The sequence below is a fragment of the Brachybacterium netajii (SeqCode) genome (genome assembly GCF_054114245.1).
This window is the reverse complement of the sequence record NZ_JBSYXB010000001.1, coordinates 654,676-673,154: the sequence shown is the minus strand read 5'-3', so window position 1 is coordinate 673,154 and position 18,479 is coordinate 654,676. Positions and strand designations below refer to the sequence as shown.

17 protein-coding genes and 1 tRNA gene are annotated in these 18,479 nt (G+C 71.8%); 10 read left to right on the top strand and 8 right to left on the bottom strand.

Going from position 1 to position 18,479, the window contains the following annotated elements:
* Positions 1–17: 17 nt before the first annotated feature.
* Complete coding sequence (locus ACXET9_RS02990) at positions 18–1,088, bottom strand: zinc-binding alcohol dehydrogenase family protein (protein WP_457884692.1); 1,071 nt, start codon at positions 1,086–1,088, stop codon at positions 18–20.
* Positions 1,089–1,219: 131 nt separating this feature from the next.
* Positions 1,220–2,236 carry a YdcF family protein gene (locus tag ACXET9_RS02985; RefSeq protein WP_457884690.1) on the bottom strand — a complete coding sequence of 339 codons (1,017 nt, stop codon included), beginning with the start codon at positions 2,234–2,236 and terminating at the stop codon, positions 1,220–1,222.
* Between the two features lie 289 nt (positions 2,237–2,525).
* Between ACXET9_RS02985 and ACXET9_RS02980 the strand changes: the two genes are divergently transcribed.
* The 3 genes from ACXET9_RS02980 to ACXET9_RS02970 all read left to right on the top strand — a co-directional run bounded on the left by ACXET9_RS02980 (position 2,526) and on the right by ACXET9_RS02970 (position 4,927).
* Positions 2,526–4,199, top strand: a complete 1,674-nt coding sequence (locus ACXET9_RS02980) for a potassium channel family protein (RefSeq protein WP_457884688.1) — start codon at positions 2,526–2,528, stop codon at positions 4,197–4,199.
* A gap of 21 nt (positions 4,200–4,220) precedes the next feature.
* Positions 4,221–4,703 (top strand): peroxiredoxin, encoded by a 483-nt coding sequence (locus ACXET9_RS02975; RefSeq protein ID WP_457884687.1) that lies wholly within the window; start codon positions 4,221–4,223, stop codon positions 4,701–4,703.
* A gap of 134 nt (positions 4,704–4,837) precedes the next feature.
* A tRNA-Ser gene (locus ACXET9_RS02970) sits at positions 4,838–4,927 on the top strand.
* A 185-nt stretch (positions 4,928–5,112) separates the two neighbouring features.
* Here ACXET9_RS02970 and ACXET9_RS02965 read toward each other — a convergent pair.
* Positions 5,113–5,973, bottom strand: coding sequence for a GntR family transcriptional regulator (locus ACXET9_RS02965; protein WP_457884686.1), 861 nt, complete (start codon positions 5,971–5,973; stop codon positions 5,113–5,115).
* A gap of 189 nt (positions 5,974–6,162) precedes the next feature.
* Here ACXET9_RS02965 and ACXET9_RS02960 point away from each other — a divergent pair, with 189 nt between their 5' ends.
* The 5 genes from ACXET9_RS02960 (at position 6,163) to ppc (ending at position 12,305) form a co-directional block, all read left to right on the top strand.
* Entirely contained in the window at positions 6,163–7,071 is a 909-nt protein-coding gene (locus ACXET9_RS02960; RefSeq protein ID WP_457884684.1) for a transporter substrate-binding domain-containing protein, read from the top strand.
* Complete coding sequence (locus ACXET9_RS02955; RefSeq protein ID WP_457884683.1) at positions 7,068–7,835, top strand: amino acid ABC transporter permease; 768 nt, start codon at positions 7,068–7,070, stop codon at positions 7,833–7,835. Before ACXET9_RS02960 ends, ACXET9_RS02955 begins: the two co-directional genes overlap by 4 nt.
* Entirely contained in the window at positions 7,832–8,485 is a 654-nt protein-coding gene (gene ehuD / locus ACXET9_RS02950; protein WP_457884681.1) for an ectoine/hydroxyectoine ABC transporter permease subunit EhuD, read from the top strand. Before ACXET9_RS02955 ends, ehuD begins: the two co-directional genes overlap by 4 nt.
* Positions 8,478–9,269, top strand: coding sequence for an ectoine/hydroxyectoine ABC transporter ATP-binding protein EhuA (gene ehuA / locus ACXET9_RS02945; protein WP_457884679.1), 792 nt, complete (start codon positions 8,478–8,480; stop codon positions 9,267–9,269). The genes ehuD and ehuA overlap by 8 nt, the downstream gene beginning before the upstream one ends.
* Positions 9,270–9,476: 207 nt before the next feature.
* A complete protein-coding gene (gene ppc, locus ACXET9_RS02940) occupies positions 9,477–12,305 on the top strand; it encodes a phosphoenolpyruvate carboxylase (RefSeq protein ID WP_457884677.1) in 2,829 nt (942 codons plus the stop codon).
* 89 nt (positions 12,306–12,394) lie between these two features.
* On the opposite strand, the gene ACXET9_RS02935 is transcribed toward ppc, so the two are convergent.
* The 4 genes from ACXET9_RS02935 to ACXET9_RS02920 all read right to left on the bottom strand — a co-directional run bounded on the left by ACXET9_RS02935 (position 12,395) and on the right by ACXET9_RS02920 (position 15,786).
* Entirely contained in the window at positions 12,395–13,411 is a 1,017-nt protein-coding gene (locus tag ACXET9_RS02935; RefSeq protein ID WP_457884675.1) for an aldo/keto reductase, read from the bottom strand.
* 97 nt (positions 13,412–13,508) lie between these two features.
* Entirely contained in the window at positions 13,509–14,057 is a 549-nt protein-coding gene (locus tag ACXET9_RS02930; protein ID WP_457884673.1) for an N-acetyltransferase family protein, read from the bottom strand.
* 104 nt (positions 14,058–14,161) lie between these two features.
* A complete protein-coding gene (locus tag ACXET9_RS02925) occupies positions 14,162–15,250 on the bottom strand; it encodes an App1 family protein (protein ID WP_457884672.1) in 1,089 nt (362 codons plus the stop codon).
* 50 nt (positions 15,251–15,300) lie between these two features.
* Entirely contained in the window at positions 15,301–15,786 is a 486-nt protein-coding gene (locus ACXET9_RS02920) for a GNAT family N-acetyltransferase (protein WP_457884670.1), read from the bottom strand.
* A gap of 150 nt (positions 15,787–15,936) precedes the next feature.
* On the opposite strand from ACXET9_RS02920, the gene ACXET9_RS02915 reads away from it, so the two are divergent.
* Positions 15,937–16,488, top strand: a complete 552-nt coding sequence (locus ACXET9_RS02915) for an arsenate reductase/protein-tyrosine-phosphatase family protein (RefSeq protein WP_457884668.1) — start codon at positions 15,937–15,939, stop codon at positions 16,486–16,488.
* Between the two features lie 72 nt (positions 16,489–16,560).
* Here ACXET9_RS02915 and ACXET9_RS02910 read toward each other — a convergent pair whose 3' ends face one another.
* The gene (locus ACXET9_RS02910) at positions 16,561–17,106 is read right to left on the bottom strand and encodes a hypothetical protein (RefSeq protein ID WP_457884667.1); all 546 of its coding nucleotides are present in this window, start codon (positions 17,104–17,106) and stop codon (positions 16,561–16,563) included.
* Between ACXET9_RS02910 and ACXET9_RS02905 the strand changes: the two genes are divergently transcribed.
* On the top strand, positions 17,075–18,439 hold the full coding sequence (locus ACXET9_RS02905; protein WP_457884665.1) for a hypothetical protein: 1,365 nt from the start codon (positions 17,075–17,077) through the stop codon (positions 18,437–18,439). The genes ACXET9_RS02910 and ACXET9_RS02905 overlap by 32 nt on opposite strands.
* Positions 18,440–18,479 lie beyond the last annotated feature (40 nt).

Sequence of the window (18,479 nt, the reverse complement as noted above, 5' to 3'; positions counted from 1 at the left end):
GACGCCTCCGCCGGGGCTCAGGCCCCCGCGGAGAAGTCCAGCAGCACCTTCAGATCGTCCGACGTCCCGGGCGCGCCCGAGGAGATCTCCTCGAGCGCGCCCGTCGCGCTCTCCAGGGGCACGATGCGGGTGCGCAGCGGGGAGACGTCGGTCCGGCCCGAGGCGATCAGCTCCACCAGCTGCGGGAACACCCCGCGGGAGTTGCGCGAGCCGAGCACGTCGAGCTCCTTGCGGATGAGCACCGACTGGTTCAGCGTGACCTCCTGAACCCCGTTGCCGATCAGGGCGATCCGCGCGCCCTGGGCGCTCGCCTCGATCGCGTTGAGGAACGAGACCGGCCGCCCCGTCGCCTCCGCCACGACGTCGAAGCCGTCCCCGCCGGTCGCCTCCTCGACGACCGCGGCGATGCTCCCGCGCGTCAGGTCGACCGTCCCGCGGGCGCCGAGGGCCGCGGCCCGCTCGAGCCGGGAGGGGACGACGTCGGCGATCCACGCCTCGGCGCCGCGGCTGATCGCGGCGAGCATCGTCAGCTGGCCGATGGCCCCGGCCCCGAGCACCAGCACCCGGTCCCCGGCGCCGACGCGCGCCCGCAGCATGGCGTGGTAGCCGATCGAGAAGGGCTCGACGAGGGCGAGATCGCGCGGATCCACGCCGCGGGACGTGTGCAGGCGCTCCAGCGGCATCGTCACGTACTCCTGGAACGCGCCGTCGCGATGCACGCCCATCGTCTCGTTGGCGATGCATGCGTTGATCAGCCCCCGACGGCACGCGGAGCAGGTGCCGTCCTGGAAGTAGGGGACCCCGGTGACGACGTCCCCGACCGCGAGACCGCCGCCCGACCCGTCGGCCCCGTCGGCCTCGTCGGACCCGCCGTCGGCCGGGACGATCTCCTCGATGCGCGCGGAGAACTCGTGCCCGGGCACCCGCGGATAGGACGCGAAGGGCTGGGTCCCGCGGATCGTCTGCAGATCCGAGCCGCAGACCCCGGCATACAGGACGCGCAGCAGCGCTTCGCCGGGACGGGGGACCGGACGCGTGACCTCGACCAGCTCGATGCGGCCGGGGGCGGTGACGCGGATGGACTTCATCGTCCTCATCGTTCTTATCGTTCTCCTCGTACGGCGGATGCGGTGCGGTGGGCGGGTGCGGTGGGCGGGTACGGCGGGCGGGCGCGGCGAGCCGGGCATCCGGGCGGGTCGGGCACCCGGGAGGGCGGGGATCAGGAGGCGAGCACGGCGGCGCGCACGATCAGCGCGGTGACCGCGAGCGACGGCGCCAGCAGGCCGAAGAACCAGGCGCGACGATAGCTGACGACGGCGATGAACTCCCGCAGCGTGGCGCTGGGGACGTAGTAGAAGCGGGTGGGACCGCCGACGGCCTCGTCGTCGTACCCGAGGCGGCGGGCCAGCAGGCCTGCCCGGAAGGCGTGATACCGGCTGGTCGCGATGAGGTACGGGCCCGTGCGGCCGGACGCGTCGAGGATCCGGTGGGAGAGGCGCAGGTTCTCCTCGGTGGTGGCGGCCTCGGTCTCCGCGACGACCCGGTCCGCGGGCACTCCCGCCTCGTCGACCAGATACTCGGCCATCGCCTCGCCCTCGGGGCGGTCCTCGTCGGCGCCCCGTCCGCCGGAGGGCACGAGCAGCGCGTCGACGCCGCGGGCGGCGAGCTCCTCGCGGGCCGCGACGGCGCGGTCGAGGCGGCCCGCGAGCAGGCGCGTGACCCGGCCCCGGACCAGACCGGAGCCCAGCACGATGACGCCCGTCGCCGGCATCCGCCGCGGGAAGCGCTGGTAGAGCAGGCTCGCAGCCAGGAACACCAGGAACGCCAGGCCGAGATGCAGGGACACGAGCGCCAGCAGCACCCCCAGTCCCAGCGCCGCCGGGTTCGTCGTCGTGACCAGCGCGGCCGACGCCGCGGGGGCCGCGAGCATGGCGAGGCCGGCCAGCAGCGACAGGGCGTTGCCCAGGGAGCGGCCCTCGCGGCGAGCCATGGTCAAGCCGTTGCCGATGAGGAAGAGCGCCAGCGCCAGCACACCGACGACGACCAGCACCATGAGCGCGAGGACGACGGCGCCGCCGACGGGGAGGGCCTCGGCGATCAGCTGCAGCAGCGTCGTCAGGGAGGAGTTCAGAGCCATCAGCACCAGGACGCCGTTGCGGACCCGGCGCCGGTCCTTCCGGAAGGAGAGCGCGAAGACGCCCCACCACGCGGCGGTGATGATCAGCGAACTCAGCATCTCGGCTCCTCCTCGTGGCAGGTGGCGCGGAGGTGCGTCAGGATCCGCATCCGGATAGGCCCGCCGCAGGCCGCTCGAGGTCAATACTGGCACGTCGGGCGCATCACGCGGGGTGCCTGCGCGCGGGCGCTCGGGCGCGGACTGTCCTAGGCTTCGAGACGATGCGAGCGGTCGCCGCACGAGCCGAACGGCGGCCCGGGGCGCCGCCGGAGGGACGGGGATGGACGGGCCGATCGAGCGGCGCAGGGGGAACGAGCGCTCCGGCATCGTCCGGCGTCGACGCCCCGGGATGAAGCTCCTGGTCGTCGGCGTCCTGATGGTCGCCGGCTATGCGGCGGGCTTCCAGGGCATCATGGCCCTCGAGGGACGCACGCACTCCTGGACCACGGCCCTGTACTGGGCGATCACGACGATGAGCACGCTCGGCTACGGCGATGTCGTCTTCGAGTCCGACCTCGGACGCCTCTACTCGATGCTCGTCCTCGGCAGCGGCGTCGTGTTCCTGCTGGTGCTGCTGCCGTTCTTCGTCATCCAGTACGTCGTCAACCCCTGGCTCGACCGGCGCGAGACCGCCCGCATGCCCCGCAAGGTGCCGGCCGCGCTGCGCGACCACGTGATCCTCGTCGGCCAGGGCGCCGTCACCCACACCTTCATGGCACGCGCCGAGCGCTCCGGCGTCCCCGCCGTCATCGTGCTCGAGGACCCGGTGGAGGCCGGCCGCCTGCACGACCAGGGCCAGCAGGTCGTCGTCGGCCCCCTGGACTCCGCGCAGACGTACCGCAGCGCGGGCGCCGAGCGGGCCCGCCTGGTCGCGTCGACGCTCTCGGACACGGCCAACACGAACGTCGCGTTCACGGTGCGAGCGGTCGCCCGCGACGTGGGCATCGCCGTGACCGCCGAGAAGTGGGCCTCGGTCGACGTCCTCGAGCTCGCCGGCGCCGACAAGGTGCTGCAGCTGGGCGCCGTGCTGGGGGAGGAGATGGCGGGGCGCGTGCTCGGCTCGACGGGGCGCGTCCACTGCATCGGCAGCTTCGGACGCACGCTCATCGCCGAGGTCGCCGTCGGCGGCACCGATCTCGTCGGCCGACGCCTCGGCGACGCGCTCGCGGACTCGACCTCGTGCGTGCGGATCCTCGCGGTGATGCGCAAGGGCCGGCTGCGGCCGATGCGCGTCGATCAGACCATCGGCGAGGGGACCGTGCTGGTGCTGGCGGGGGAGCGCGAGGAGCTCGACGCCTTCGACGCCCGCTTCGCCGTGGAGCATCGCACCGAGGACCCCGTGATCATCCTCGGCGGCGGGCGCGTCGGCCGGGCGGCCTCCCGGGCGCTCAGCGCCGACGGCATCCCCAGCACGATCGTCGAGCAGCTGCCGGGCCGGGTCGAGGAGTCCGCCGGCGCGCTCGAGGGCACCGCCTCCTACCGGGTCGTCCACGGCGACGCCGCCGACCACCGGGTGCTGCGCGAGGCCGGGCTCGACTCCGCCTCCGGCATCCTCGTCACCACGCACGACGACGACCTGAACGTCTACCTCTCGCTCTACTGCCGTCGGCTGCGGCCGGAGCTGCAGATCGTCTCCCGCGCCAGCTACGAGCGCAATGTCGCGACCCTGTACCGCGCGGGCGCCGACAGCGTGCTCTCGTACGCGACCATCGGCGCGACGAAGCTGTGGAACCAGGCGGGGCTGAGCCATCGCGTGCTGGTCGCCGAGGGCAACGAGCTGTTCCTCGTGCCGTGCCCGCCGGCCCTCGTGCGCCGCTCCGTCCGCAACTCCGACGTGCACGCGCGCACCGGCTGCCATGTCGTCGCCGTCGCCGACGAGAGCGGCACCCTCAGCTACGACACCGAACGCATCGACGCCGGCACCGCGCAGCTGCTGCTGCTCGGCAACCGCCACGCCGAGAGCGTCTTCCGCCGCACCTACCTGCGCCGACGGCGCGGCCTGCCGCGCCTCCCGAGGCGTTGACCCCCCGATGCAAGGAGAGAGATGACCACCGCCCCCGCCCCCGTGAAGCTCGCCGTCGGCGATGCCGCCCCCGATTTCGACCTGCCCACCGCCGGAGGCGGGCGCGTCAGCCTCTCCGATCTCCGCGGAGCCCCGGCGCTGATCTGGTTCTACCCGGCCGCGAACACCTCGCTGTGCACGAAGCAGGCCTGCGACCTGCGCGACAACCATCAGATGTTCCTCGACGCCGGCTACCGCGTCGTCGGCATCTCGCCGGACCCGATCGCGGACCTCGACCGCTTCGTCGAGCGCCAGGACCTGCCCTACACCCTCGCCGGCGACGAGTCCCACGAGGTCATGACGGCCTACGGCGCCTGGGGCGAGAAGAACATGTACGGCGTGAAGAAGATGGGAGTCATCCGCTCCACCTTCGCGATCGACGCCGAGGGCGTCCTCACCCTCGTGAAGTACCGCGTCGGCACGCCGTCCCACATCGCGCTGCTGCAGGAGAAGCTCGGCCTCTGAGCGGCTCCCGGGCACCCGACGGGATGTGCGGTGTGAGGTGCGCCAAGCTTGTGACGCGTTCCCCTCGCCCGCTTTGGTCATCGCCGCCCCGCTCCCGTATGCTGGATCGGCGCACGGTCCCACGGATCGAGCGAGGAGACGTGGCAGAGCGGCCGAATGCGCTCCCCTGCTAAGGGAGTAGGTGGTGATAAACCGCCTCGGAGGTTCAAATCCTCTCGTCTCCGCCCTGTGACCTCTCGGGACATCGTTCGCTGATGTCCCGAGACGTCGATCTCGAGAAGGGCCCCGGCTTCCGCCGGGGCCCTTCCGCATTCCCCGCTGCTCCGCCGGAGGCGAGCCCCGCCGTCGCGATGCGCTCTGCCGTCGCGGTGCGCTCCGCCGTCGCGATGCGCTCCGCCGACGGACCCTCTCAGGCGCCGCCGATCTCCGGCCACTCGGGGTCGGGCGTCTCCAGCAGCTCGGGGTCGCGCACGAGCTCCTCCCGATCCGGCCCCTTCCGCAGACGCGCCGCGAGGGAGCCGAGGTCCTCCCGCAGCAGGGCGCGCGCCCGGGAGGCATCGCCCGCGGCCAGCGCCGCGACCAGCTCGGCGTGGGTCTCGGGGAGATCGGGGCGGACGCCGAAGCCGCGCGGATCGGAGAACGACCCCAGCCGCGTGAGGATCACGATCGTGTTCATCGCGCTGGTGAGGAACCTGTTGCCCGCGGCCTCGGCGAGCCGCAGGTGGAGGTCCAGGTCGGCCGTGCCGGCCTCGATGACCTCGCCCTGTGCGAGCGCCGTGCGCATCCGCTCGAGGCACTCGCGCAGGGGCGCGATCAGCGCCTCCGCCGCAGGCGGGAGCGCCGCGTCGGAGGCGTCGGACGCGGCGGACGCTGCGGCCCCGTCGGCCTCGGAGGCCGACGATCCGCCGCCGGCCTCGGCGCGCAGCTCGGCGACGCGCTCGGCGACGATCGAGGCCGTCTGCATCTCGATGCCGATGCGGTAGAGCAGGAAGTCCGACATCGTCGCCGCATCCATCTCGGTGACGAACAGGCCGCGCCCCGGATGCTGGGTCAGCAGGCCGTCGCGCACGAGGCGCTGGCAGGCCTCGCGCAGCGAGGAGCGGGAGATGCCCATCTGCGAGGAGACGTGCACCTCGGGGACGGGATCGCCGGGGCGCAGGGAGCCGGTGAAGATCGCTCCGCGCAGCTCGATCTCGGCCTGGTCGATGACCGAGGGTCGGCGCAGCGGCTGCAGCGTGGGCAGCGGTACTCCGGCGGAGAGGGTGTCCATCGGGTGCTCCTGGAGGTCGGGGCGGTACGGGCCGGCGGAGGGATCACGACCACGTCACGATACGCGGCCCGCCTCGGAGTTCGCCTGTCCTGCCGAGTGGAACGCGCTACGGTGGTCGGCGCCGTGTCCGCGCATCGGATTGTCCGACAATCTGATGCGCGACGAATCGTAGAGCGAGAGGAAGCTCCCATGCACGACCGCCGCACGTTCGTCCGCAGGTCCGGACTGGTCCTGTCCGCCGCAGCCCTCGGCGGGCTCGCCGCCTGCACCCGCACCAGCACCGGCGGGGGCACGAGCGACGGGGGCGGGGACGACCTGCTCACCACGCTCCAGAACGCCGGGACGATCACCGTCGGATTCGCCGGGGAGGCCCCGTACAGCTTCGAGGACGGCGGCGAGCTCACCGGTGCGACCGTCGCCATGCACCGCGAGATCTTCGGGGAGCTCGGCATCGACGACGTCCAGGGCAAGCTCACCGACTGGGGCTCGCTCATCCCGGGCCTGAACTCGCAGCAGTTCGACGCCGTGAGCGCCGGCATGTCGATCCTCCCGGACCGCTGCGCCGAGGCCGCCTTCTCCGAGCCCGAGTTCCAGTACACGACCGCGCTGATGGTCCCCGAGGGCAACCCCGAGGGCCTCGTGGACATGCAGTCCTTCGTCGACTCCGGCCTGACCGTCGCGACCATGTCCGGGGCGATCGAGTCCGACTACGTCACTGCGCTCGGTCTGGACAGCATCGAGGTCGGCGGCCCGCAGGACGGCGTGGACGCCCTCAAGGCCGGCAACGCCGACGCCTTCGCGCTCACCGCGATCTCGCTGAACTACCTCGCGGACAACTCCGTGGACGGCGTCGAGGTGACCGAGAGCTTCGTCGCCGAGATCGACGGCGTGAAGCAGTACGGCGCCGGCGGCACCGTGTTCCGCCAGGGCGACACCTCGCTGCTGGACGCCTACAACGAGAAGCTCGCCGAGATCATCGCCGATCCCGACCGCTATCTCTCGATCGTCGGCGAGTTCGGCTTCACCGCCGAGGAGCTCCCGCCGGCGGAGATGACCACGGAGATCCTCTGCTCGGGCGATCTCTCCTCCCTGCAGTGATCGGCTTCCTCGAGGACCTGGGGCCGAACCTCGGCCTGCTGGCCGAGCGCTCCCCGCAGATCCTCGACGGGCTCGCCGTCACGCTGCTGACGACGGCTCTCGGGGCGGCGCTCGCGCTCGTCGTCGCCTTCGTGCTGGGCATCGCGCAGACGGTGCGACTCGCCGCGGTGCGGGTGCTCGCCCGCGTGATCGTGGAGTTCTTCCGCGGCACCTCGCTCGTCGTGCAGCTGTTCTGGCTCGCCTTCGTGCTGCCCCAGCTGCCCTACCCCCTCGGCTTCCGGCTCGACCCGCTGCTGGTGGGCGTCCTCGCCCTGGGCCTGAACTACGGCGCCTACGCCGCGGAGGTCGTGCGCGGGTCCCTCGGCTCCGTGCCGAAGGGCCAGCACGAGGCCATCAGCGCCCTCAGCCTGAGCCCGGCGCGGGGCCTGTTCCGGATCGTGATCCCGCAGGCCTGGGCGCTCATGATCCCCTCGCTGTCGAACCTGTGGATCCAGCTGCTCAAGGGCAGCGCCATCGTCAGCACGGTCACGCTGTACGACCTGTTCTTCCAGGTCGAGCAGCTGCGCGATCGGACCGGCACCTGGTTCGCGTACCTCTTCGCCCTGTTCGCCTACTACCTGATCGCCTGGGTGATCGTCATCGTCATGAACGGCCTCGAGATCCGGGCGAAGCACCGCATCGGGCGCGGCCCGGCGCTGGCGGAGTCCTGGCGCGACCTTTTCCGCGCTCCCGGCAGCGCGGCCCCGGAGAGGGGGACCGCATGAACGACTCCTCCTGGTGGTCCTGGGACCACGCCGCCGCGGCGCTGCCGCATCTGCTCGCGGGATTCCGCTACACGCTGCTCGCGACGGTCCTGGGCACGCTCATCGCCGTCGTGCTCGGCCTGCTCGTCGCGCTCCTGCGCCGCAGCGCCCCGCGCGCGATCTCCGCGCCCGTCACCGCCGTCGTCGAGTTCATCCGCATGACCCCGCTGGTCGTGCAGCTGGTGTTCGCGAACCTCGTGCTCTCGCCGTACGTCGGCAGCACGCTCGCGATCGGCATCGGCGTGCTCGGCATCCACTACACGACCTACATGGCCGAGGTGTACCGGGCCGGCATCGACTCGGTGCCCCGGGGGCAGTGGGAGGCGGCGACCGCGCTGTCTCTGCCGCGCCGGCGCACCTGGCGCGCCGTCGTCGTCCCGCAGGCGCTGCGCAACACCCTGCCGGCGCTGGGCAACTACGCGATCTCCATGTTCAAGGAGACGCCGTTCTTCGTCGTCATCTACGTCGGTGAGATGGTGCGCGAGGCCCAGAACTTCGGCTCTTCGACCTTCCGCTACACCGAGGCGATCACCCTGGCGGGCCTGATCTTCCTGCTCGCCAGCTACCCGACCTCCCTGCTCGTCCGACGTCTGGAGAAGAAGCTTGCCTGAGAACAGCGGCATCCCCGCCGACGCGCCCCAGATCGAGTTCCGCGACGTGGTCAAGCGCTTCGGCGACCACACGGTGCTGTCCGATCTGAGCTTCGCCGTCGCCCCCGGGGAGCGCGTCACCCTGATCGGCCCCTCGGGGTCGGGGAAGACGACGATCCTGCGCCTGGTCATGACGCTCGAGGAGCTCACCGGCGGGTACATCACCGTCGGCGGCCACCCCCTGCAGTACGAGCAGCAGGGCGGGCGTCGGGTGCGGATCCCGGACAAGCGCCGGCGCCGCACCACGCAGGACATCGGCATGGTCTTCCAGCACTTCAACCTGTTCCCCAACATGACCGTGCGGGAGAACATCGTCGAGGCGCCGATCCACGTCAAGGGGATGTCCCGCGACGAGGCCTCCGAGAAGGCCCGCGGCCTGCTGGAGAAGGTGGGCCTCGCGGACCGCGAGGACGCGCGCCCCTCGCAGCTCTCCGGCGGTCAGCAGCAGCGCGTCGCGATCGCCCGCGCCCTCGCGATGGACCCGGCGATCCTGCTGCTGGACGAGGTCACCTCGGCGCTCGACCCGGAGCTCGTGGGGGAGGTGCTCGCGGTGCTGAAGGACGTGGCCGCGAACACCGACATCTCGATGCTCATCGTCACCCACGAGATGCAGTTCGCCCAGGAGGTCTCCGACCGGGTGATGATGTTCGACCAGGGCTCGATCGTGGAGGAGGGCAGCCCGCAGCGGATCTTCTCCGAGCCCGCCCATCGCCGCACGCAGGACTTCCTGCGCGCGGTACTGTGAGATCCGACCCGCCGGTTCCGCCGGGCCGCGCCTGCCCGACCTGACCTGCGGGCCCTTCCTTCCCGCCGCCCGGGACGTCCCGAGTGCTGGCGGCAAAAAGGTCCCGAGGGCCCTGCACTGTAGTCTGTGCCCGTTCATTCCGCGCCGTGGCGGTCGCTCGCACCGCCGACGGCCGCCGTGCGACGCCTCCGATCCCCAGGAGTACATGTGCCTGAAACCGACGCGATCCGCGTTCCGACGCTGACGAGCGAGTTCCCCGTCGTCGGCGATGACCCACACATCGATGCGCCCCTGCGCGCCACCGTCCGTCGGCTCTCGACGGTCCTCGGCCGCACCCTCGCGGACCAGCACGGACCGGAGCTGCTCGAGCTGGTCGAGCAGGTGCGCTCGCTGACCAAGGACGCGAAGTCCTCGGCGTCGACCGCCGAGGCCGCCGACGTGCAGGCGCGCCTCGCGAAGCTGCCGCTCGAGCAGGCGACCGCCCTCACGCGCGCCTTCGCCCAGTACTTCCTCCTCGCGAACGCCGCCGAGCAGGTCTACCGGGTGCGCGCGCTGCGCGAGCGCCCCGCCTCCGAGTCGTGGGTCCCGCGGACGGTCGCCGCCGTCGCCGAGAAGCTCGGCGCCGAGGGCCTGCAGGAGGCCGTCGACTCCCTCGACGTGCGCCTGATCTTCACCGCCCACCCGACCGAGGCGTCGCGTCGCGCGGTGCTGACGAAGCTCCGCAAGGTCTCGGACATCCTCGAGAACGACACGGTCGAGGGAACGCCCGCGCGCCGCCGTCAGGACCACGTCCTGGCTGAGCTCATCGAGTCGCTCTGGCAGACCGACGAGCTGCGCCGCGAGCGCCCCACCCCGCAGGACGAGGCCCGCAACGCGGTCTACTACCTGCGCCAGCTCTACACGCAGACGATGCCGGGCTTCCTCGACGACCTGCGTGAGGAGCTCCGCTCCCACGGCGCCGACCTCGCGGACCGCCAGGTCCCGCTGCGCTTCGGCTCCTGGATCGGCGGCGACCGCGACGGCAACCCGTACGTCACCGCCCAGGTCACCCGCGACGTCCTGCAGCTGCAGGCCGAGGCCGCGGTCGACATCGCGATCTCCGCGGTCTCCGAGCTGATCGCCGATCTGTCGATCTCCTCGGCGCTGACCGGCGAGGACGGGGAGCTGCGCGCGAGCGTCGCCGCGGACCTCGCCTTCGAGTCCGACATCGACGAGGTGCAGCAGCGCCTCTTCGCGGAGGAGCCGTACCGCCTCAAGCTCGGCACCATGCGCGCCAAGCTCGAGGCCACCCGCGAGCGCATCTCCTCCGGCGAGGCCCACGTCCCCGGCCGCGACTACCGCGACGGCGAGCAGCTCCAGGACGACTTCGAGGTCCTGCGCGGCGCGCTCGCCCGTCACGGCGGCAAGCGCGTGGCCGACGGCGCCCTGGCGATCATCCAGCAGGTCCTGGCGGGCTCCGGTCTGAACCTCGCGATCCTCGACGTCCGCGAGCACTCGGAGAAGCACCACGAGGTCGTCGCGCGCCTCTTCGACCGCGTCGGCGAGCTGGACCGGCCCTACGCCGAGCTCAGCCGCGCCGAGCGCACGAAGGTCCTCTCGGCCGAGCTCGCGAGCCGCCGCCCGCTCGTGGGCACCGCGCTCAGCGATGACGAGACGATCCTCGACGACGACACCCGGGTCACCTACCGAGTCTTCGGCGAGATCCGCGACGCGCACCGCCGCTACGGCCAGGCCTGCATCGAGACCTACATCGTCTCGATGACCCACGGGGCCGACGACATCCTCGCCGTCGCCCTGCTGGCCCGCGAGGCCGGTCTCGTCACCCTGCCCGGCGGCGAGGAGAACCGCGCGGACATCTCCTTCGCGCCCCTGCTCGAGGAGGTCAACGAGCTCCGCCACGCCGGCGAGATCCTCGACGAGCTCCTCTCCGACCCCTCCTACCGCGAGATCGTCCGCCTGCGCGGCGACCTCCAGGAAGTCATGCTCGGCTACTCGGACGGCAACAAGGACTCCGGCGTCCTCACCAGCCAGTGGGAGATCCACCAGGCTCAGCGCCGTCTCCGCGACGTCGCCGCCCGCCACGGCGTCACCCTGCGCCTGTTCCACGGCCGCGGCGGCTCCGTCGGCCGCGGCGGCGGCCCGACCTACGATGCGATCCTCGCGCAGCCCTATGGCGTGCTCGAGGGCGAGATCAAGTTCACCGAGCAGGGCGAGGTCATCTCCGACAAGTACATGCTGCCCACGCTGGCCCGGGAGAACCTGGACCTGTCGCTGGCGGCCGTGCTCGAGGGGTCGGCGCTGCACACGCGCCCCCGCTCCACGCCCGAGCAGCTGGAGCACTACGGCGAGGTCATGCAGACCGTCTCCGACGCCGCCTACACGCGCTACCGCACGCTGGCCGACGACCCCGACCTGCCCGAGTACTTCGTGACCTCGACCCCGGTGGAGCAGCTCGGCGAGCTCAACATCGGCTCGCGGCCCTCGAAGCGCGCGACCTCCGAGAAGGGCCTGGACGGGCTGCGGGCGATCCCGTGGGTCTTCGGCTGGACGCAGTCCCGCCAGATCGTCCCGGGCTGGTTCGGCGTCGGCTCCGGCCTGAAGGCCGCCCGCGAGGCCGGCCTCGAGGCGGACCTCCACGAGATGCTCCGCAACTGGCACTTCTTCCGCACGGTCATCAGCAACGTCGAGATGACGCTCGCGAAGACCGACATGGCGATCGCTGCGCACTACGTGCACTCGCTGGTGCCGGAGCGTCTGTGGCCTCTGTACGACCGGATCAAGCAGGAGTACGAGCTGTCGGTCGCCGAGATCGAGCGCCTCACCGGCGTCCTCGATCTCCTGGACGGCCAGCCCGTGCTCAAGCGCACCCTGGCGGTGCGCGACCGCTACCTCGACCCGATCTCCTACATGCAGGTCGCGATGCTGCAGCGGGTCCGTGCCGCCGCCGCGGAGGGTCGCGAGGTCGAGCCCGAGCTGCAGCGTGCGCTGCTGACGACGATCAACGGCGTGGCCGCCGGCATGAAGAACACCGGCTGATCCTCGGATCCGACGACGACGCCCGGCACCTCCTCGAGGTGCCGGGCGTCGTCGCGTCCGGGCCGGCTCAGCGGTCGGGCTGCGCCTGCTCAGCGGGCGGTGCCGTCGATCGCGAACTCGTCGATGCGGGTGAGCTCCTCGGCGGTGAAGTCGAGCTTCTCGAGGGTGCGGACGTTCTGCTCGAGCTGGCTCACCGAGGATGCGCCCACCAGCGCGGTCGTCACCTGCTGATGACGCAGGGCCCAGGCCAGGGCCATCTGCGCGAGGCTCTGGCCGCGCTCATGGGCGATGTCCGAGAGGCCGCGCACGCGCTTCTGGTAGTCGGGGTCCTCGACCTGGCGCTCGGAGAGGAACGGCGAGGAGCCGGCCGCGCGCGAATCCTGCGGGACGCCCGACATGTAGCGGTTGGTCAGCAGACCCTGCTGCAGCGGCGAGAACGCGGCGATCCCGATGCCGAGCTCGTCGACGGTCTCCAGCAGCCCGTTCTCGATGTGACGGTTGAACATCGAGTAGGAGGGCTGGTGGATCAGCAGCGGCACCCCGAGATCGTCGAGGATCGCCGCGGCCTCGCGGGTGCGCTCGGGCGAGTAGTTGGAGATGCCGACGTACAGCGCGCGACCGCTCGTGACGGCCGTGGCCAGGGCGCCCATGGTCTCCTCGAGGGGAGTCTGCGGGTCCTCGCGGTGGTGGTAGAAGATGTCCACGTAGGGCAGGCCGAGGCGCTTGAGCGACTGGTCGAGCGAGGACAGCAGGTACTTGCGGGAGCCGCCGTCGCCGTAGGGGCCGTCCCACATGGGGTAGCCGGCCTTGGTGGAGATCACCAGCTCATCGCGATGATGCTGGAAGTCCTCGGCGAGGATGCGCCCAATGTTGGACTCGGCGGCGCCCGGGGGCGGCCCGTAGTTGTTGGCGAGATCCAGATGAGTGATCCCCAGATCGAAGGCCCGACGGACGATCGTGCGCAGCGCCTGCGGTTCGCGGTTCTCACCGAAGTTCTGCCACAGCCCCAGGGAGATCGGCGGGAGCATCAGCCCGGAGCGTCCGGCCCGGCGATACGGCATGTGGTCGTGGCGGTACATGGCGGGGGAGTAGGCGTCGGTGCTCATGCCCCCATTCTAGAGGCGGAGGTCACAGCGCTGTGAGGACCTCGGCCCAGGGGCTCGGGTGCACCGCCCGGGCGCGCTCCGCCGCGCGGGAGGGTCCTCAGGCCTGCCGGAGCGGGCGCTCCATGCCGACCATCCGGAGCCCGGCCACGGCGAGGTCCGCGGGGTCGCCCGCGAAGGGGAGGATCTGGCCGGTGGGGACGAAGCCGTGCCGGCGATACCAGCCGTGCAGCTCCGGACGGGACTCCAGGACGCGGATGAACAGCACCTCGACGCCCTCGGCGGCTAGGTGGGCCGCCTGCGCCTCGAGCAGACGTCCGCCGATGCCGCCGGACTGGGCGGTCGGGGAGACCGCGAACAGGCCCAGCTCCGCGCGGGAGCGCCCCAGATCGTCGGCGTCCTCGCGATGGGTGTAGCAGCAGCCGAGGATCGCGCCGTCGTCGTCGACGGCGACCAGGAGCGTGACCTCGTCGTCGGCGATCATCCGCGTGACCTCGTCGTCATCGGTGCGGGCACCGCGCACGAGATGCGCTTCGGTGGTCCAGCCGCCCTCGCTGCGATAGGCCGCCTCGACGACGGGGAGGATCCCCGGCACGTCCTCGAGGACGGCGGGACGGATGCTGATCGCGGGGGAGGGGCTGGCGGTCATGCGGCGGGTGCTTCTCTCATGTCGGGGGCGGGCCGGAGGGTACCGGTGAGCCGGAGGGTTCCGGCGGGCCGGACGCCGACGGGATGGCGGGGGCGGATGCGGTGTCAGCGGGCGATGCCGTGGCGGGTCAGCGCGCGCAGCAGGCCGTGCCCGTCGGGCGCGCGGACCGTCGTCGGGCCCTTCCCGGCCGGGGCCGAGGCGTCGAGCGGGCGCAGGGTGCCGTGGGCGAGCAGCTGCTCGGGTTCCGTGAGCTGACGGATCGCGATCGCCTCGACGTTGTCGGGATGATGGCGGGCGAAGCCCGCATAGGTCGCGGGATCGTGCTGGCCGTCGTCGCCGACGAGGATCCAGCGGATGTCGGGGAACTCCCGGGCGAGGCCCTCGAGCGCCCGCACCTTGTGCTCGCGGCCGGAGCGGAACATGCCGGTGTTCGTCGGGCCCCAGTCGGTCAGCAGGAGCGGGCCTTCGGGATATCCGTTCTTGTAGAGGAACCGTCGCAGCACGGGGAACACGTTCCAGGCGCCCGTGGAGAGGTACAGGAACGGCATCTCCGGATGCTGGCGCAGCAGCCGCTGGTAGAGCACGGGCATGCCCGGGACGACCCGACGGGTGGTCTGGTGGGCGACGAACGCGTTCCAGAAGGCGATCAGAGGGCGCGGCAACCAGGTGATCATCACGGTGTCGTCGATGTCGCTGACCAGGCCGATGCGGACGGCGGGGTCCAGGACGTCGACGTCGGCCGTGACCGCGTTGGTGCGGGTCGTCCACAGCTCGGCCTCGTGGCGGCCCGGCGGCAGGTCCACGTCCACCCAGGCGTCGACGATGCCGGAGCGGTCGGCCCGGACGGAGACCTCCCGGTCGCCGATGCGGATGTGCACGGTGCGATGCGCGGCGACCTGCCCGGCGAAGTTCCGCCAGCCGCGGACCGCCATCCGCCGCATGTCCTGGACGGGCTGGTCATGATGGTCGGCGGGCGTGCCGGGCGCCGCATAGCGGACCTTCGCGAGGATCCGCACCCGCGAGGTGCTGCCGTAGCCGTGGAAGGGCTGCAGGCGCAGCTGCCAGTGCAGCTGGCGCAGCACGCGGCCGACCGTCGCGTTCTTGACGTCCTCGACCCGGGCCGCCCAGTGCGGGCGGTCCGGCCGGGGGTCGGTTCCGCGCCGGGTGAGGCGTGCGGGGACGACGGGTCGCACGGAGGAGGCTCAGGCGCTCGGATGCAGGGTGCGGGACGGCCGGCGGGGGCTCAGAGCCCGCGGGACATCTTCACCCAGGCGCTCGAGGGATCGTCCTCGACGATCTGCCAGCGGTCGCCGGTGTCGGTGAAGCCGAGGCTCTCGTACGCCGCACGGGCGCCGGTGTTCGTGGGGCCGACGTACAGCGTGACGGTGTCCGCCCCGTCCTCGGCGGCCCAGGCGAAGACCGCCTCGGCGAGGCGCTGCGCGAGGCCCGCCTTGCGCGACGTGGGGGTGACCCACATGGCCTGGAGCTCGCGCTCGTTCGCGGGGGAGTCCGCCTCGTGGCGGACGGCGACGACACCGATCGGCTGGCCCGACTCGAGGGCCAGGAACCAGGCGGCCTCGTCGACGCGCTGCATCCAGATCTTGTCCTCGTAGGTGGATTCCTTCTCCCAGCTCTGCCCGAACGCTGCGGGGTCGCTGCTGAGAGACCGGAGTCGGATCTCGCGCACGAGCGACCAATCGTCGTCGTGGGCGCGGATGATGTCGACCATTGCTGTCCTCCTGAGCCGTCGGTGCGTCACGGGCAACCCGTCCGAGCGGCTCCTCGGTGCCGCGGTGGCGTGGGTGCACTCCCCTCGACATTGTATGGTCCAAGGCCGTTCGGTCTCTCGGAGAGGCCGGGGAGTTGTCACAATGGTGCCATGGAGTCGTATCGCGTGCTCACCGTCTGCACAGGCAATGTCTGCCGATCCCCTGCGGCCGCGGTGATGCTGCGCGAGGGGGTGCGGCTGGACGGTCTGGAGGACCGTGTCGAGGTCGGGAGCGCGGGGACCAGCTGGGAGGCCGAGGGGCAGCCCATGGACGACCGCACCGTGCTCTCCCTCGAGCGCGCCGGCTACCGCCCGCCGTTCATCCACACGGCCTCGACAATTCATCTCACCGAGCTTCTGACCTGGGATCTCGTGCTCCCGATGACGGCGGAGCATGCCGCGTCGCTGCGCCGGATGGTCGACCACGCGCCCCCCGGTTCACCGGTCCCCGAGGTGGTCCTGTGGCGCCAGTTCGACCCCACCGCGCCCGTCACGGCGACCGAGGCGGAGCTCGGCGTCAAGGACCCCTGGTACAGCGGCCAGAAGTGCTTCGACCGCACGGTCCTCTCGATGCAGGCCGCGATCCCGTCCCTGCTGCTGCATCTGCGGTCCCGTCTGCGCGAACGCGACGAGGCCGCGGATCGTGCGACACGCCGGGACTGAGGTCCCGAAGATTCCGAACTGCTCACGATCCTGAGCGGTGCGCGGCGTTCGATCCGGGGCGTCCCGGAGGGCTCAGAGCCGGCCGCGGCCGTCCCGTCGGGCGACGGCGGCGCTGTGCCGGCTGTGCCAGGTCGCGCCGACGAAGCCCGCTGCTGTGAGGAAGCCGATGCCGAGGGTCGCGACGAGGACCTGCTGCATGCCCAGCGGTCCGTCGTAGTCGTCGGAGAAGGGCTTGAGGAGCTGGACGATGGGCCCGCCGCCGTCCTCGTCCGAGCTCGGGGCGACGGACGCCGCCTCCGATTCGGCCTCGTCCTCGGTCGCGGCACTGTCCTCGGCGGCCGCATCGCCCTGGTCCGCCGTCTCCTCGTCCGCTGCGCCGGACTGCCCGCGATCGCTGGAGCGCGAAGCGGTCAGCTGCGGCTCCTCGACGGGAGAGCCCGTCGGGTCCGCGATCGCGGATTCCCGGGTCGTGCTGGCGCTCGGAGCGGAGGCCGACAGCGGTGCGTCGGTGCTCGCGCTGCTCTCCGGCGTGCTGGTGGTCGGCGCGGAGGGTGCAGGGCTGCTCGGGGTAGTGGCGGTCGAGCCGGTGCCCGTCCCGCCCGATGATGTCGAGGGCACGGACGTCGACGGCGCGGCGGTCGTCGGCTCGGCGGTCGACGGAGCAGAGGTCGACGGTGCGACCGGGGCGCTGGTCGTCGGCTCCTCCGTCGGCGTCGTCGGCTCTTCGGTCGGCCTCGCCGGCTCTTCCGTCGGCTCTTCGGTCGGTGTCGTCGGCTCCTCCGTCGGCTCCTCTGTCGGATCGACGGGGGCGATCGGCTCCGCTGGGTCTTCCGAGGGGGTCGAGGTCTCGGTCGGATCGTCGGTCGGAGCCGTCAGTGCAGGAGCGCTGGTCGACGAGTCGGTCGGCACAGGCTCGGAGGAGACGGTCGGCGCCGGCTCGGAGGGGGCCGCCGAAGGCGTGGCGGACGCCGACTCGGTCGCGGACGGCGATTCCGTCGATGTCGGCTCTTCCGTCGGTGTCGACTCTTCCGTCGGCGTCGCCTCTTGCGTCGGCGTCGCCTCTTGCGTCGGCGTCGCCTCTTCCGTCGTGGTCTCGGCGTCCGTCGGCGTCGCCTCTTCCGTCGTGGTCTCAGCTTCCGTCGGCGTCGCCGTCTCAGCAGCTGTCTCCGTCGACGGCGCAACGGTTGGTTCCGCGGTGGGGGTCGGATCGACGGTGTCGGTCTCCGACGCGGCATCCGTCGGCTCAGTGCTCGTGGGCGCGTCGGGCGTGGTGCTCTCGGGAGTCTCGACCGGCTGGGCCTCAGCCTGCAGACCATCGGTCTGCGGAGCCTCAGCGATCGGAGCCTCAGGGGCCGTCGCCGTCTCGCTCGGCTCGACGGCCTCGCTCGGCGTCGTGGTCTCGCTCGGCCCGATGTTCTCCGTCGGCGTCGCGATCTCGGCCGGTGCGGTGGTCGCGCTCGGCTCGACGGCCTCCGGGGCGTGGGGCTCCGCATCCGTGGTCGCGGCATCCGTGACGGTCTCGGACTCGGCGGCGCCATCGCTGGCGGGAGCGCTCTCGGAGAGGGCGTCCGACGACGTGTCGGAGCCGGTATCGGCGGGCGGATCGCCGTCGGCGGAGGTGTCCTCCTGGGTGACGACGCCCTGGTCAGAGGGCTGTGCGAACCCGACCAGAGCCGCAGAGGGCAGCGCTATCGCCGCAGCTGCGGTGCAGATGCACAGGCGTGATCGCAGGCGCATAGGCGCAGTACCCCCATTCCCTTTTCCGTGGTCCGCCATGGTGCGGCGCACTCGGAGACACTACCGGCGAGGTCGAGACGGCACCGTACCCTACCGACCCTTTACCTCCTCTTCATGGTGTCGTGAGGAAGAGGGTCGAGGCAAGCAGGTGTGCATCGTGACACTACTGACAATAACCGACGAAAAAGTCCCGTGCGCGACCTTCGTCCGCTAAGTGGACTCTGCTCGGTGATCAGCCCTCCGGGAGGGGCGGA